Below are 13957 nucleotides of genomic sequence, written 5' to 3'. Positions count from 1 at the left end.
GCCGTAAATAAAGATATAGTTCACCGGAATGTTAACCAGCAGACCGAGGAAGCCCATTACCATGCCGGGCTTGGTTTTTGCCAGACCCTCGCACTGGTTGCGCGCGACCTGAAAACACAGGTAGCCGGGGGCGCCCCACAGCAGCGCCCGGAGATAGCGCACGGCGATATCCGCCAGCTGCGGATCGATATTGTGCATGGCGCTGATGATGTAGCCGGCATTCCACAGCACCACCATCACCAGTACGGACACAATGCCCGCCAGCCAGAATCCCTGGCGAACCTGGTGGGCGATGCGGTCCCTGCGGCCGGAGCCGTTAAGCTGGGCGACCACCGGCGTTAGCGCCAGCAGCAGGCCGTGCCCGAACAGGATCGCGGGGAGCCAGATGGAGGTGCCGATAGCGACTGCGGCCATGTCCGTCGCGCTATAGCCGCCGGCCATAACGGTATCAACAAACCCCATAGAGGTTTGTGCGACCTGCGCTAAGATCACCGGGATTGCCAGCGCAAGCAGCTGGCGCGCTTCGATAACGTACTTCTGCACGAAAACACCTTTTAATTTGCATATCGGCACTTTCCGGGCGCGGTTGTCGCAGGTGTGGCCGAATGCTTTGTTATAGTTGAAGAGATTAAAAAAGCCGCCTTTACTGGCAGCAGAAGAAAAATACAGAGGAAATTTGCCTATATTGTAGCGATTCGCGGCTATTTAGCCACTGAAAAAGTGGCATAAAGCACGGGTAGGTGGCAACCCATTCTGGCTCCTGCTATTGTGCGGAATATAAAAGGCGGAGCGTTCCGCTACCATGATCTACAGGAGTTAATAGCATGTTTACTGGTATCGTTCAGGGCACGGCGAAAATAGTGTCCGTAGATGAAAAACCCAACTTTCGCACTCACGTTATTGAGATGCCCGACGATATGCTCGCGGGGATTGAAACCGGTGCGTCTGTAGCCCATAACGGCTGCTGCCTGACGGTAACGGAAATAGACGGCAATCGCGTCAGCTTCGATTTAATGAAAGAGACGCTGCGCATTACCAATTTGGGTGAGCTGGCCGAGGGCGACGTAATTAATGTCGAACGCGCGGCGCACTTCAGTGATGAAATCGGCGGGCACCTGATGTCCGGCCATATTATGACCACGGCTGAAGTGTCAAAAATTGTGACTTCAGAAAATAACCGCCAAATCTGGTTCAAAGTGCAGGATCCGCTGCTGATGAAATATATCCTTTATAAAGGCTATATCGGCATCGACGGCATTAGCCTGACGGTGGGTGAGGTGACTCCCGCGCGTTTTTGCGTGCACCTGATCCCGGAAACGCTGCAGCGCACCACGCTCGGCAGTAAAAAGCTGGGCGCGAAGGTGAATATCGAAATTGACCCCCAGACCCAGGCGGTGGTGGATACCGTCGAGCGCGTGTTGGCGGCTAAAGAGGCCGAGGCGGTACGCATCCAGCAGGAGGCCGCGGAATAGCGGACAGAAAAAACCCCGGCGCGCCGGGGTTTTTTTATCGCGCGACGCGAAGGCCGCCTTCGGCACCGCGGGAGAATACCACCTGCCAGAGCTGGATATCCCGGGCGCGAAACGCCCCGGCGCAGGCATTCAGGTAGTAAACGAACATGCGTTTGAAACGGTCGCTGTAGTTATCGGCAATTTCCGGCCAGCACTCGAGAAAACGCGCGTGCCAGGCCATCAGCGTGGTGTCGTAATCGGCGCCCAGGTTATGCCAGTCTTCCATCACAAAATGGGATTCGCTGGCCTGCGCAATATGGCGCACCGACGGCAGGCAGCCGTTGGGGAAAATGTACTTATTGATCCACGGGTCGACATTATCGTCAGTGATTTTCGAGCCGATAGTGTGCAGTAAAAACAGGCCGTCGGGCTTCAGGTTGCGGTCAACCACGTTGAAGTAGGTGGCGTAATTTTTTGGCCCGACGTGTTCGAACATGCCCACCGACACAATGCGGTCAAACTGTTCATGCAAATCGCGATAGTCTTCCAGCAGGATTTTCACGTCCAGACCTTCACAGCGTTTTTGCGCCAGCTTTTGCTGTTCCGCTGAAATCGTAACGCCTTCAACGCTGACGCCATAGTGGCTGGCCATATACTGGGCGAGGCCACCCCAGCCGCAGCCAATATCCAGTACGCGCATACCGGGCTCAAGTTGCAGCTTGCGGCAGATAAGATCCAGCTTGGCTTCCTGCGCCTGCTCAAGCGTTTGCGCATCTTTCCAGTAGGCGCATGAGTATTGCATATAGGGGTCGAGCATGCGGGTAAACAGATCGTTGCCCAGATCGTAGTGCTCTTTGCCCACGATCCAGGCGCGCTTTTTGCTTTGCAGATTGAAGACGCGCGCGCTGGCTATGCGCAGGGTATCTTTAAAGTGCTGGGGAAGCTGATGCTCAAGACCCGCCTGCAATACTTTAGTAAAAAAGATATCCAGACGTTCGCACTCCCACCAGCCGTCCATGTAGCTCTCACCCAGCCCGAGAGAGCCTTCCTGCAGAACGCGTTTAAAAAAAAGAGGGTTTTTAACCTGAATATCCGAGGGTGCCGTCCCGTTAATGCCGATACCGGCACGCGTTAGCATTTCACTGGCTATGCGGTACCAGTCGTCATTTGGGACATTTACTTCTTCTATACACGATGAGCTCATAGCTTCTCCATCACGCCAAATGCGATCAGAACTTTTAAATAGCGTAGACGCTTTTGAAAATCACGAGAGACTTCACAGATTTTTATAAAATTTGCTATCGGATGTAGAGCAGAGGAGGGGGTAAACCCTTGCCGACAAAGACTTCTAAAACAGGCTAACGGCCATCTGAATGGTCGTTACTCGCTAATATTTATCATATTTATGTGTGGCGCAATAAGTATAGGCCTCAAAAAGCGAGGCTTCAACTTAAATATCTTAGCGCCCTAATCGCTGGGGATTAACATAATTTAGCGCGGAACTATATGTGCGTAATATCCACCGCTGAGGAGGATTGTGCTGTCGATACGGGCCTTTGCATCAGATATCCCCATGCGGCGAGTGCGGTAGTGGCTAACATCACGCTGGTGGTGGTAAGCAGCGCCGTATTCACCAGGGTGGAAACCACTAGGCTTGCGCCAAAGCAGAGCCCGAGCTGCAGCGTATTTTGCAGCGCCGCCGCGCGGCCCGTGGCCTGCGGGAAAGGGCGAAGCGCCTGAGAAACCACCACCGGATAAATGGCGCCGTTGGCCATTGCCATGATGCAAAAAGGGATCAGCAGCGCGGTGAGTGAACCGCCGGGAACAAATCCCGCGGCAAAGGTCGCGGCGATGCTAAGCGTAAACGCCAGCAGCAGCCAGGGCAGCATCTGCCGGCCCTGCCATTTTTGCAGCGCGGCGCGGCAGCCGTATCCGCCTATCAGAAAAGCAATCGTCTGCGGCACGTAGCTCAGGCCAATCACCGTCGGGCCGTAACCCATTGCGTCGAGAATAAACGGCGATCCGGTAAGCCAGGCGAAGAAGCTGGCGGAGCAGGCGGCGTAAATCAGCACGTTGCCGCGATAGCTGCGCGAGCGCAGCAGCGCGGTAAAGGTCAGCTTTTGCTGGTCTGGCCGGGTTTTAGGCGCAACCGGCTTTAGCCGCAATGCCGGCAGCATCAGCAGCAGGGTAATGATAAACAGCGTGGCGAAAATTGCCTGCCATTCGAAATGGTGCAGCAGCCAGCTGCCGAGCAGGGGCGCAAGCGCGGGTGATAATCCGACCAGCGGCATTATGGTGGCGAAGATGCGGTTAACCCGCTGCGCGGGAAAATAGTCCGTCACCAGCGTCTGCCAGATAACCGTTGCGGCGCAGACGCCGATGGCCTGGACAAAGCGCAGCGCCAGCAGGCCGACAGCATCCTGCACCCACAGCATGCCCAGCGACGCGGCGGCAAAAATGGCCAGTCCGGTGAGCAGAATCGGCCGACGGCCGTAGCGGTCCGACAGCGGACCCCACAGCAGCTGCCCGGCGGCAAAACCGGCCAGGAACAGGCTCAGGCTGGCGCTGATAGCCGCGGCGGGCGCATTTAAATCGCGCTGGATCGCCGCAAAGGCAGGCAGATACATATCCGTTGCCAGAAAGCCCAGCACGCTCAGGCCCGCCAGCCAGCATAAAAACCCTTTTCCCGGTTGCATAGTCGGTCTCTTATTTTGTGATGCAGGTGTGCAGGCAGCAGAGTGTAGGGAGTGCAACGGCAGTTGTGAAACGTTAATATTTGCGCTCAGGATTCAAATTTTTTGCAGGCAAACTATGTGGTCTGAATATTCACTGGAAGTGGTTGATGCCGTGGCGCGCAGCGGCAGCTTCAGCGCCGCTGCGCAGGAGCTGCACCGCGTGCCTTCTGCAGTAAGCTATACCGTTCGCCAGCTTGAGGAGTGGCTGGCGGTTCCGCTGTTTGAACGCCGCCACCGCGACGTGGTGCTCACCGAGGCTGGCGCATGGTTTTTAAAAGAGGGGCGGTCTGTTATCAAAAAAATGCAGATCACCCGCCAGCAGTGCCAGCAGATTGCCAACGGCTGGCGGGGCAGCCTGGCTATTGCCGTGGACAACATCGTCAGACCCGAGCGTACCCGGCAGATGATCGTCGATTTCTACCGTCACTTTGACGATGTGGAGCTGTGTGTCTCGCAGGAGGTGTTTAACGGCGTATGGGATGCGCTCTCCGATGGCCGGGTTGAGCTGGCGATTGGCGCCACCAAGGCGATCCCGGTGGGCGGCCGCTATGCGTTCCGGGATATGGGCATGCTCAACTGGCGGTGCGTGGTGTCGTCCCGCCATCCGCTGGCCGGGCAGCCGGGACAATTGAGCGATGACGAGCTGCGCGGCTGGCCGTCGCTGGTGCGGGAAGATACCTCGCGCTCGCTGCCCAAGCGCATTACCTGGCTGCTTGATAATCAGCGCAAGCTGGTGGTGCCGGACTGGGCGTCCTCGGCAACCTGCATTTCTGCGGGATTATGTATCGCCATGGTTCCGGCACACTTCGCTCGCCCGTATCTGGATTCCGGAGAGTGGGTTGAGCTTGAGATGGATAATCCGTTTCCGCCCGCCGCCTGCTGCCTGACCTGGCAGCAGAATGATATGTCGCCGGCGCTGGGCTGGCTGCTGGACTATCTGGGGGATTCGGAAACGTTAAACAGGGAGTGGCTGCAGGAACCGGACGCCGCCGGTTCCTGTAAGCATTAGCGGCGATAGTCCCGGAACGGGCCGTCCGCCACTGAACGGCGTTCGATCAGGCGAGGGTGCACCTCAATGGACTGCGGGTCTTCGCGCTTGCTGACGATTCTGTCCAGCAGCATATCGAAAGCCGCTTCGCCCAGCGAATCCTTCGGCTGGTGAATGGTGGTCAGGGACGGTGTAAAGTAGCGGGCGTTGCGCACGTTGTCATAGCCAATGACTGAAATGTCCTGCGGTACCCGCAGCCCCATTTCGTCGGCGGCGCAGAGTGCGCCCATTGCCATAATGTCTCCGCCACAAAAGACCGCCGTCGGGCGGTGCGCCTGGGTCAGGATCTGCTGCATTGCTCGGTAGCCAGATTCCGGCTCGAAGTCGCCCTGCACAATCCAACTTTCCGGGATGTTAATCTGCGCTTCTTCCATCGCTTTCATAAATCCGGCCAGGCGCCCGGCGCCGGTGTTGCGCTCGAGCGGCCCCGGGATTGCGCCGATTTCGCGGTGGCCGCGCTCCACAAGGTAGCGTCCGGCCATGTACCCGCCCTGGAAGGCGTTATCAATCACGGAATCGGTAAAATCGGCCTTCGATTCTCCCCAGTCCATCACCACCATTGGAATGTGGCGATACTCTTCAAGCATGTCGAGCACCGGCTGCGGATACTCGGAGCACATCACCAGCAGGCCGTCCACGCGCTTTTGCGCCATCATCGACAGATAGGCGCGCTGCTTTTCGAGGTTGTTCCACGCGTTGCCGAGGATCAGGGTGTAGCCTTTTTGAAAGCAGTTCTTTTCTACCGCTTCAATGATTTCAGCAAAATAGGCCGCTTCGCTGCTGGTGGCCAGCAGGCCAATAGATTTTGTGTGGTTGACCTTCAGGCTGCGGGCAACGGCGCTCGGCGAATAGTGCAGCTCTTTAATCGCGGCCCACACCGCGTTGCGGGTATCTTCCGCCACAAAGCGGGTTTTGTTAATTACGTGTGATACGGTTGTAGTGGAAACGTTTGCGCGCTTCGCTACATCTTTAATTGTTGCCATCTACTCTTACTCCAGACCCAAATCTCATCGCCTGCCGGTGGGCACGAAAACGTTTGCCTTCACACACCCTGCGCAACTTAGTTTTCAGTTGCAGTACGCCGGGAAAATGACACAGGACGACGGGAGGGGGTCAATGGCTGGTACGCATATAAATTAGCGTGGAATTTTGTCTGATTATGCGGGAAAGTGGAAGAGAAAAATCTCTGCATGCGCAAAACCTGCAAGATTTATGTGCGAAGTTGTGCAAAAATGAGCAGGCTCACTTTTGGTGTGGGGATAACAAGGAGAAAAATGGATGAGTACTGATTTAAAATTCTCGCTGATGACCACCGTTATTGCCCTTGGGCTGATTGTCGCCACCGGCCTGACCGCAGTCCTGCATTAATTCAGCGCGAGGGAGAGTCCCTCTCCCTCCGCTTTCCCGTCGATTTTTCCCCCTTACGCAACAGACTTTTGCTGTTTGCGTCACTTTCGTTTTTTTGTGATTGATGTCATGCTTTTTTCCTTTTGCCGTATTGCCGTTCCCGCGCGATGCACTCTGGAGCAATGACATGAAAATCAACTACCCCCTGCTGGCGCTGGCAATTGGCGCATTTGGCATCGGCACGACCGAATTCTCGCCGATGGGCCTGCTGCCGGTGATCGCTAAAGGCGTTAATGTCTCCATTCCGGCCGCCGGGATGCTGGTCAGCGCCTACGCCGTTGGCGTCATGATCGGCGCACCGCTAATGACGCTGCTGCTTTCCCATCGCGCCCGGCGCAGCGCGCTGGTCTTTCTGATGGGTATTTTTACGCTTGGTAACGTGCTCTCGGCCATGGCGCCGGACTACACGCTTTTACTACTCTCGCGGATTGTCACCAGCCTCTGTCACGGCGCGTTCTTTGGGCTCGGCTCAGTGGTTGCCGCGGGGCTGGTCCCTAAGCACAAGCAGGCCAGCGCGGTAGCGGCGATGTTTATGGGGCTTACCATCGCCAATATCGGCGGCGTGCCGGCGGCAACCTGGATGGGGGAAACCATCGGCTGGCGGATGTCATTTTTCGCTACCGCGGGACTTGGCGTGCTGGCAATGCTGTGTCTGCGCTTTACGCTCCCCCGGGGCAGCAGCGGCGAGCGCCCGGACGTGAGGCGCGAGCTGTCGGTGCTGATGCGCCCGCAGGTGCTGTCGGCCCTGCTCACCACCGTGCTGGGCGCGGGGGCGATGTTTACGCTCTATACCTACATTGCTCCAGTGCTGCACAGCGTGACGCATGCCTCATCTCTGTTCGTTACCGGTATGCTGGTGCTGATTGGGGTTGGTTTCTCGATAGGTAACTACCTCGGCGGCAAATTTGCCGATCGTTCGGTGACGGGGACTCTGAAAGGGTTTTTACTGCTGCTGATGGCGATTATGGCGACGATCCCGTGGCTTGCTAAAACGGAAATTGGCGCTGCGGTTGCGATGCTGGTGTGGGGCGCGGCGACCTTTGCGGTGATCCCACCGCTGCAAATGCGGGTGATGCGTGTCGCACATGAGGCGCCCGGTCTGTCGTCATCGGTGAATATCGGCGCGTTTAATCTCGGCAACGCACTGGGAGCGGCCGTCGGGGGAGCGGTGATTTCCGGGGGACTCGGTTACAGTTTTGTACCGGTCGCGGGCGCAATTATTGCCGGGCTGGCGCTGCTGATTGTGGCGGCAGGAAAGCGGGGCGATGAAGTGCAGGTTTGTAGCGATAATCGTTAAATCTGTCCGGCGGTTAACCGCCGGACAGCCGTGGCTTATTTAGCCAGGTTCTGGGCGACAAATGCCCAGTTTACCAGCGCCCAAAAGTGCTCAAGGTAGTTCGGGCGCGCGTTGCGGTAGTCAATGTAGTAGGCGTGTTCCCATACGTCGACAGTCAGCAGAGGCGTCGCGTCGGTAGTCAGCGGGGTTCCCGCGTTAGACGTTGAGACGATAGCCAGCTTGCCGTCGGCTTTCTTCACAAGCCAGGTCCAGCCGGAGCCGAAGTTTTTCGTTGCAGCGTCAGTAAACTGCGCTTTGAACTCGGCGAAGCTGCCGAAGCTGGCGTTGATAGCATCGGCTACCGCGCCTTTGGGTTCACCGCCGGCGTTCGGGGCCAGGCAGTTCCAGTAGAAGGTATGGTTCCAGACCTGAGCGGCGTTGTTGAAAATACCGCCCTCGGCAGTGCGCACGATCTCTTCCAGCGTTTTGCCTTCGAAGGCGCTGCCTTTGACCAGATTGTTGAGATTATTCACGTAGGTTTGATGATGCTTGCCGTAGTGATATTCGAGTGTTTCAGCAGAAATGTGCGGCGCCAGAGCGTCTTTCGCATACGGTAATGCAGGTAGTTCAAACGACATTGCTTTTTCTCCCTATGCACTTCATCCCTTTGACTGTCCTCAGCGGCAGCCTGACTTTACCTATCCTGGTCACCGTATTCGCTCCCGAAGATACGCGCGGGCTGTATCAATACAGCCAAAGTGATTGTGTGCAAGCTATTTTAATGGTGAATACTCAATAGCCATGCATTGAGTGTGGTTAGGGTAGCAAATTAAAAGATGAGGCAGAAGAGGAAGTTACCCTGCCGCCTTAGCGGCAGAGCACAATTAGCGAATCGTCTTAGGCGTCATCACCCGGCGGGCGCCGACGTAATGGTTAGCCCAGTAGTCTTCACTCAGGGAGGTTATCTGGATATCGCGCCCGGTGCGCGGAGACTGGATGAATTTACCGTTGCCAACGTAAACGCCGACGTGATCGGCTGCGCCACGGCCGCGGGTACGGAAGAAGACCAGATCGCCGCTTTCAAGCTCGCCGCGATCTACCGGCCGCGCGTCGCGCAGGTGGTACATTTCGTTCGCGGTACGCGGAATGCGGAATTTAACCAGATCTTTATACGCGTAATAAACCAGCCCGCTGCAGTCAAAGCCGGTACGCGGTGAGGAACCGCCCCAGCGATACGGCTTGCCCAGCTGATCCATCAGTTTATTCATGGCTGTTTTCTGCGCCTTTTGAACCCGAACTTTATGGGCATCGGCGATGGTCAGCGGCTTAACCTCTTCGGTCGTACAGCGACGCTTGTAGCCCTTGCGCACGATGCAGCGCTGCTCTTTCTTCAGCAATGCACTTTTAAGCGCGTGGCTGTGCGTGCGTTTAGCGAGCGGGGCGCTTTTCTTCAGGGAGGCAGTACGTTTGGCTGGAGCTGCGGCTTTGCGCTTGAGGGTGCTGACTTTCTTTTTACTGGCGGTTCGGGTTGTGGATTTTGTTTTTGCGCTGGCTGGTTTCTTTTTGCGGTCCGTTCCCTTTGCATTATGCGCTTTTAGGGCCGCAGACGCGCGCGTCTGCTCTGACGCATGGGACAAAGGCGTAATAGACAACGATGTAAACAGCAAAGCACAGAGCGTGATCGAGACTCTATTTATCCGCGCCACTGAGCATTCCTCTGCAAATCAGGCAATAAAAAGCATGCCTGGTGGTTGATTGACAAAACGCTAGGATTCTAATGCATAAAAAGCACAGTTGTTAATAGACTTTTTGTATCTAAAAACATGTTTCTTTATTAAAAGCAAACAAAAACCGCAAATAGCCCAAAAAACAGGCAAAGGAAAAGCAAAAAAAGGTTTGAAGAAGCTATTTTTGCCTCCTCAGGCTAAAATGGAGCGTAACGAACAAAATGTTATTTTGTTACGCTAACCGTTAACGTTACACTGCTTTTACCGCGATAAGAAGTTAAGGAAGCAAGACAATGAGCACCACTCTCGAAAAAATCCAACGTCAGATTGAAGAAAATCCGATCCTGCTGTACATGAAAGGCTCTCCGAAGCTGCCGAGCTGTGGCTTCTCTGCTCAGGCCGTGCAGGCGCTTTCCGCCTGCGGCGAACGCTTTGCCTATGTCGATATTCTGCAAAATCCGGACATCCGCGCCGAGCTGCCGAAGTACGCTAACTGGCCGACCTTCCCGCAGCTGTGGGTTGACGGCGAGCTGGTTGGCGGCTGTGATATCCTGATCGAGATGTACCAGCGCGGCGAGCTGCAGCAGCTGATTAAAGAAACCGCAGCAAAGCATGCTGACGAAGCGCCGAAAGCGGAATAATCCCGCAGCCTGGCAATAATAAAAAAGCGACCCGAGGTCGCTTTTTTTACGCCTGTTCTTCTTCAGCGACCGGCAGCGGCCAGCCGCCGAGGCGCTTCCAGCGGTTAACAATTTCGCAGAACAGCTGCGCCGTCTGCTCAGTATCGTACAGCGCGGAGTGGGCGAGATTGCCGTCAAAGGGCATGCCTGCGGCAATACAAGCTTTTGATAGCACGGTCTGCCCCAGCGCCAGGCCACTCAGGGCCGCCGTATCAAAGGTCACGAACGGATGAAAAGGGTTACGCTTGAGGCTTGCGCGTTCGGCGGCAGCCATCATAAAGCTGTGATCGAAGGTCGCGTTGTGGGCCACCATAATGGCGCGGTTGCAGTTCTGCTCTTTCATGCCCTTGCGCACTTCTTTAAAGATGGTGTGTAGCGCATGGTACTCAGTTACCGCGCCGCGCAGCGGGTTCGTCGGGTCGATACCGTTGAATGCCAGCGCTTCCGGCACCAGATTAGCTCCCTCAAAGGGTTCGACGTGAAAGTGCAGGGTGGTATCCGGCATCAGCCAGCCTTGCTCATCCATCTTTAACGTTATGGCAGCAACTTCGAGTAAGGCATCCGTTTTGGCGTTAAAACCGGCAGTTTCAACATCAATAACGACGGGATAAAAACCACGGAAGCGGCCGCACAGGCTGTTAAGTTGAGCGTTGTCTGACATCAGAATCTCTTGGAAGGGGAAAAAACGTAGCGCGCATTATGGCAAAAAACGGCGGGGCTTGCAGCAGAGGGCAAAAAAAACGGGTGCTGCGGCACCCGGTAAGATTAGTTGCCGAGCCCTTTGCCGGCGTCTTTCGCTTCGATCAGTTCGATTTTATAACCGTCCGGATCTTCAACGAAGGCGATTACAGTGCTGCCGCCTTTAACCGGGCCGGCTTCGCGGGTGACGTTGCCGCCGCTGTTGCGGATGCGTTCGCAGGCCTGCGCCGCGTCGTCCACGCTCAGGGCGATATGGCCGTAGGCGGTGCCCATCTCATAGCTTTCCACGCCCCAGTTATAAGTCAGCTCAATGACGGCCTCCTCGCTTTCCGGGCCGTAGCCGACGAACGCCAGCGAATATTTATATTCGGTATTCTCACTGGTGCGCAGCAGTTTCATGCCCAGCACCTTAGTGTAAAAATCGATGGAACGCTGCAGGTCGCCCACGCGGAGCATGGTGTGAAGTAGGCGCATTGAAATCTCCTTAACATCTTGTTTGCAAATCAGGATTGCCAGTATAGCGGCGGAGCCCCGCCGCTATCAATTGTGCTTACTTACAGCGTCGGATAGTCGGTGTAACCTTCCGCGCCGCCGCCGTAAAAGAACTCCTCGCGCGGGGTTTCAAGTTCGGCGTGCTGGTGGAGGCGCGCGACCAGGTCCGGGTTTGAAATGTACACCCGGCCAAATGCCACGGCATCAATCAGCCCTTTCTCCAGCAGGTTTTCCGCTTTTTCTGCAGTGTAGGCACCGGCGCCGATAATAACGCCCGGGAAGACATCGCGGACTTTACGACGAAACTCTTCAGTATAAGGCTGTCCGCCCATCCAGTCCGGTTCGGACAGGTGCAGGTAGGCGATACCGCGCTTGCCGAGTTCGCTAATTAAATACAGCGCATCGGCTTCTTCATTCGGGCCGTTGTCGGTGCCCTGGAACGAGCCCAGCGGCGACAGGCGAATGCCGATTCTATCCGCGCTCCACTCCGCGCTTGCCGCGTCAATCACTTCCAGCACCAGGCGCGCACGATTTTCTACGCTACCGCCGTACTCATCGGTGCGGTGATTGGCAGAGGGAGAAAGGAACTGGTGCAGCAGATAGCCGTGGGCGCCGTGCAGTTCAACCAGGTCAAACCCTGCCTCGCGGGCGTTGGCGATGGCCTGGCGGAAATCATTAACGATCCCCGGGATCTCGTTGAGCTCCAGCGCGCGCGGCGTGGTGGTCTCCTCCCGATAGGTTTTCCCTTCGGCATCGCGCAGGGAGGTGCGGGTACCTGAATGAATTGCGGAAGGAGCGACCGGCGGCTTGCCGCCCGGCTGCAGGCTGCTGTGGGAGATGCGTCCGGTGTGCCAGAGCTGAACTGCAATGCGGCCATCGTCGGCGTGCACGCCTGCGGTGATTTTTTTCCAGGCGGCAATCTGCTCCGGGCTGTGCAGTCCCGGCGCACCGGCGTAGCCTTTCGACTGGGCGGAAATTTGCGTGGCTTCAGTGATGATAAGCCCTGAGGTAGCGCGCTGGCGGTAATATTCGCCCATCAGCGGCGTAGGAATATCGCCGGGCTCAATACTGCGCAGGCGTGTCAGCGGGGCCATAAAGATACGGTTAGGTACGGTAATGGCACCGACTTTCAGCGGGGAAAACAACTTCTGTTCTGACATGTTAACTCCTGAATAGACCGGTCGTCTGGTGATTAGAAAAAATAAAGCGCCTTCAGCATCCGGGCGCCGCAATAATAACTTCAACGTGGGCCAGCGCGCTTTCCAGCGGCTCCGGGCTGCGGCAAATTTTTGCCTGCAGGTTTGCCCCGAGCCACAGGGAGTAGAGTACCTGCGCCTGGCTGCGGGCATCGCCGCAAAAGGTCAGACTCTTCTCTTTGCGGCCTTCATCAAGCGAGAAGGCCAGCAGGGCGATTATCTGGCGGGCGCCTTTTTCCATTGCCTGGCGCATCGCTTCAGAAAGATCGCAGACCTCTGCGGACAGTTTTACCGTCAGGCAGGCGCAAATAGCGCCCTGCTGGCGGAACTGTTCAAGTACATTCTGATAATAGCCCAGCAGGCGGTCGCGGTAGCTGCCTGCACCGCGGTGAAAATGTGCCTCAAGCTGGCTGTGATATTCTGAAAAGTGGCGCTCGAGCATAAAAACCCCGAATGCCTCTTTAGAGGGAAAATGGTGATAAAACGATCCCTTCGGCACGCCTGCGGTTTTAAGCAGCTCGCTAAGGCCCATCGCGGTAAAACCGCGGTGCATGCAAAGCTGCTCGCCGGTGGCAAGCAGATGGGTTCGGGTGTCGTGTCCAGCGTGCGTATTCATGCAGCACACCGTACTAGACCAATCGGTCTAATGCAAGGGAAGTTGCGAATTTGTCATTATACGGCTTCAATGAGAGGACGACTTTAAAGGGGGCAGCGTGGCCGAACAGCTAGAGTTTTTTCCGGTGCAGAGCCCGTGTCGGGGGATCTGCCAGAGTGATGAACGCGGCTACTGCCGCGGCTGCATGCGCAGCCGCGAAGAGCGCTTCAACTGGCAAACCATGAGCGATCCGCAGAAGCAGGAGATCCTGCGGCTGTGCCGCCAGCGCCTTCTGCGTAAACTTCGCGCAAACAGGGACAACAGCCGCGACGAACCCGAACAGCCCTCACTGTTTTGAACCACTTTATGGGTATACTCAATGCAGTGTTAATTGAGGAAACGTAAATGGTTCAACGTATCACGCTTGCCCCCGAAGGCCCGCAGTTCTCCCGCTTTGTGATGGGCTACTGGCGTCTGATGGAGTGGAATATGTCCGCGCGTCAGCTGCTGAGCTTTATTGAAGAGCATCTGGATTTAGGCATTACCACCGTCGATCACGCCGATATTTACGGCGGCTACCAGTGCGAAGCCGCGTTTGGCGAAGCAATGAAGCTGGCTCCGCACCTGCGCCAAAAAATGGAGGTGGTCAGC

16 protein-coding genes and 1 pseudogene are annotated in these 13957 nt (G+C 56.3%); 7 read left to right on the top strand and 10 right to left on the bottom strand.

Features of this window, described 5'->3' with window-relative positions; genetic code table 11:
* A pseudogene (gene mdtK / locus QZ766_RS14025) lies at positions 1–543 on the bottom strand (MdtK family multidrug efflux MATE transporter); the annotation flags it as partial.
* A gap of 281 nt (positions 544–824) precedes the next feature.
* On the opposite strand from mdtK, the gene QZ766_RS14020 reads away from it, so the two are divergent.
* The gene (locus tag QZ766_RS14020; RefSeq protein WP_297202984.1) at positions 825–1472 is read left to right on the top strand and encodes a riboflavin synthase subunit alpha; all 648 of its coding nucleotides are present in this window, start codon (positions 825–827) and stop codon (positions 1470–1472) included.
* A gap of 34 nt (positions 1473–1506) precedes the next feature.
* Here the strand turns inward: QZ766_RS14020 and cfa are convergent, their stop codons facing one another.
* Positions 1507–2655 (bottom strand): cyclopropane fatty acyl phospholipid synthase, encoded by a 1149-nt coding sequence (gene cfa, locus QZ766_RS14015; RefSeq protein WP_297202982.1) that lies wholly within the window; start codon positions 2653–2655, stop codon positions 1507–1509.
* A 298-nt stretch (positions 2656–2953) separates the two neighbouring features.
* A complete protein-coding gene (punC, locus tag QZ766_RS14010) occupies positions 2954–4147 on the bottom strand; it encodes a purine nucleoside transporter PunC (protein ID WP_297202980.1) in 1194 nt (397 codons plus the stop codon).
* A 115-nt stretch (positions 4148–4262) separates the two neighbouring features.
* Between punC and punR the strand changes: the two genes are divergently transcribed.
* Positions 4263–5195, top strand: coding sequence for a DNA-binding transcriptional activator PunR (gene punR, locus QZ766_RS14005; protein ID WP_297202978.1), 933 nt, complete (start codon positions 4263–4265; stop codon positions 5193–5195).
* On the opposite strand, the gene purR is transcribed toward punR, so the two are convergent.
* Positions 5192–6217 carry an HTH-type transcriptional repressor PurR gene (gene purR / locus QZ766_RS14000; RefSeq protein ID WP_297202976.1) on the bottom strand — a complete coding sequence of 342 codons (1026 nt, stop codon included), beginning with the start codon at positions 6215–6217 and terminating at the stop codon, positions 5192–5194. The genes punR and purR overlap by 4 nt on opposite strands.
* 295 nt (positions 6218–6512) lie before the next feature.
* On the opposite strand from purR, the gene QZ766_RS13995 reads away from it, so the two are divergent.
* Together QZ766_RS13995 and QZ766_RS13990 are read left to right on the top strand one after the other, a co-directional pair.
* On the top strand, positions 6513–6602 hold the full coding sequence (locus tag QZ766_RS13995; RefSeq protein ID WP_106912875.1) for a YnhF family membrane protein: 90 nt from the start codon (positions 6513–6515) through the stop codon (positions 6600–6602).
* A gap of 166 nt (positions 6603–6768) precedes the next feature.
* Positions 6769–7938 (top strand): MFS transporter, encoded by a 1170-nt coding sequence (locus QZ766_RS13990; protein WP_297202971.1) that lies wholly within the window; start codon positions 6769–6771, stop codon positions 7936–7938.
* Positions 7939–7973: 35 nt separating this feature from the next.
* Here QZ766_RS13990 and sodB read toward each other — a convergent pair whose 3' ends face one another.
* Positions 7974–8555 (bottom strand): superoxide dismutase [Fe], encoded by a 582-nt coding sequence (sodB, locus tag QZ766_RS13985; protein ID WP_297202969.1) that lies wholly within the window; start codon positions 8553–8555, stop codon positions 7974–7976.
* Between the two features lie 246 nt (positions 8556–8801).
* Positions 8802–9623, bottom strand: a complete 822-nt coding sequence (locus QZ766_RS13980; protein WP_297202967.1) for a C40 family peptidase — start codon at positions 9621–9623, stop codon at positions 8802–8804.
* A gap of 314 nt (positions 9624–9937) precedes the next feature.
* Between QZ766_RS13980 and QZ766_RS13975 the strand changes: the two genes are divergently transcribed.
* Positions 9938–10285, top strand: coding sequence for a Grx4 family monothiol glutaredoxin (locus QZ766_RS13975; RefSeq protein WP_297202965.1), 348 nt, complete (start codon positions 9938–9940; stop codon positions 10283–10285).
* Between the two features lie 46 nt (positions 10286–10331).
* On the opposite strand, the gene rnt is transcribed toward QZ766_RS13975, so the two are convergent.
* From rnt to QZ766_RS13955, 4 genes are all read right to left on the bottom strand, one after another.
* Positions 10332–10985, bottom strand: a complete 654-nt coding sequence (gene rnt, locus QZ766_RS13970; RefSeq protein ID WP_297202963.1) for a ribonuclease T — start codon at positions 10983–10985, stop codon at positions 10332–10334.
* A gap of 104 nt (positions 10986–11089) precedes the next feature.
* The gene (gene gloA / locus QZ766_RS13965) at positions 11090–11497 is read right to left on the bottom strand and encodes a lactoylglutathione lyase (protein ID WP_297202961.1); all 408 of its coding nucleotides are present in this window, start codon (positions 11495–11497) and stop codon (positions 11090–11092) included.
* Between the two features lie 80 nt (positions 11498–11577).
* On the bottom strand, positions 11578–12675 hold the full coding sequence (locus QZ766_RS13960) for an alkene reductase (protein ID WP_297202959.1): 1098 nt from the start codon (positions 12673–12675) through the stop codon (positions 11578–11580).
* Between the two features lie 52 nt (positions 12676–12727).
* On the bottom strand, positions 12728–13327 hold the full coding sequence (locus QZ766_RS13955; protein WP_297202957.1) for a TetR/AcrR family transcriptional regulator: 600 nt from the start codon (positions 13325–13327) through the stop codon (positions 12728–12730).
* Positions 13328–13424: 97 nt separating this feature from the next.
* Between QZ766_RS13955 and QZ766_RS13950 the strand changes: the two genes are divergently transcribed.
* Entirely contained in the window at positions 13425–13664 is a 240-nt protein-coding gene (locus tag QZ766_RS13950) for a DUF1289 domain-containing protein (protein ID WP_297202955.1), read from the top strand.
* A 47-nt stretch (positions 13665–13711) separates the two neighbouring features.
* A partial coding sequence (locus QZ766_RS13945; protein ID WP_297202953.1) for an aldo/keto reductase occupies positions 13712–13957 on the top strand: 246 nt, incomplete at its 3' end.

Source organism: uncultured Pluralibacter sp. (genome assembly GCF_913775985.1).
Taxonomy (GTDB): domain Bacteria; phylum Pseudomonadota; class Gammaproteobacteria; order Enterobacterales; family Enterobacteriaceae; genus Pluralibacter.
Note: the sequence above shows the minus strand (reverse complement) of the source record. Positions and strands in the feature narration are given on the sequence as shown.

Coding starts and splice junctions, on each gene's coding strand:
- QZ766_RS14020 (WP_297202984.1), top strand. CDS start 825: ATGTTTACTGGTATCGTTCAGGGCACGGCGAAAATAGTGTCCGTAGAT.
- cfa (WP_297202982.1), bottom strand. CDS start 2,655: ATGAGCTCATCGTGTATAGAAGAAGTAAATGTCCCAAATGACGACTGG.
- punC (WP_297202980.1), bottom strand. CDS start 4,147: ATGCAACCGGGAAAAGGGTTTTTATGCTGGCTGGCGGGCCTGAGCGTG.
- punR (WP_297202978.1), top strand. CDS start 4,263: ATGTGGTCTGAATATTCACTGGAAGTGGTTGATGCCGTGGCGCGCAGC.
- purR (WP_297202976.1), bottom strand. CDS start 6,217: ATGGCAACAATTAAAGATGTAGCGAAGCGCGCAAACGTTTCCACTACA.
- QZ766_RS13995 (WP_106912875.1), top strand. CDS start 6,513: ATGAGTACTGATTTAAAATTCTCGCTGATGACCACCGTTATTGCCCTT.
- QZ766_RS13990 (WP_297202971.1), top strand. CDS start 6,769: ATGAAAATCAACTACCCCCTGCTGGCGCTGGCAATTGGCGCATTTGGC.
- sodB (WP_297202969.1), bottom strand. CDS start 8,555: ATGTCGTTTGAACTACCTGCATTACCGTATGCGAAAGACGCTCTGGCG.
- QZ766_RS13975 (WP_297202965.1), top strand. CDS start 9,938: ATGAGCACCACTCTCGAAAAAATCCAACGTCAGATTGAAGAAAATCCG.
- rnt (WP_297202963.1), bottom strand. CDS start 10,985: ATGTCAGACAACGCTCAACTTAACAGCCTGTGCGGCCGCTTCCGTGGT.
- gloA (WP_297202961.1), bottom strand. CDS start 11,497: ATGCGCCTACTTCACACCATGCTCCGCGTGGGCGACCTGCAGCGTTCC.
- QZ766_RS13960 (WP_297202959.1), bottom strand. CDS start 12,675: ATGTCAGAACAGAAGTTGTTTTCCCCGCTGAAAGTCGGTGCCATTACC.
- QZ766_RS13955 (WP_297202957.1), bottom strand. CDS start 13,327: ATGAATACGCACGCTGGACACGACACCCGAACCCATCTGCTTGCCACC.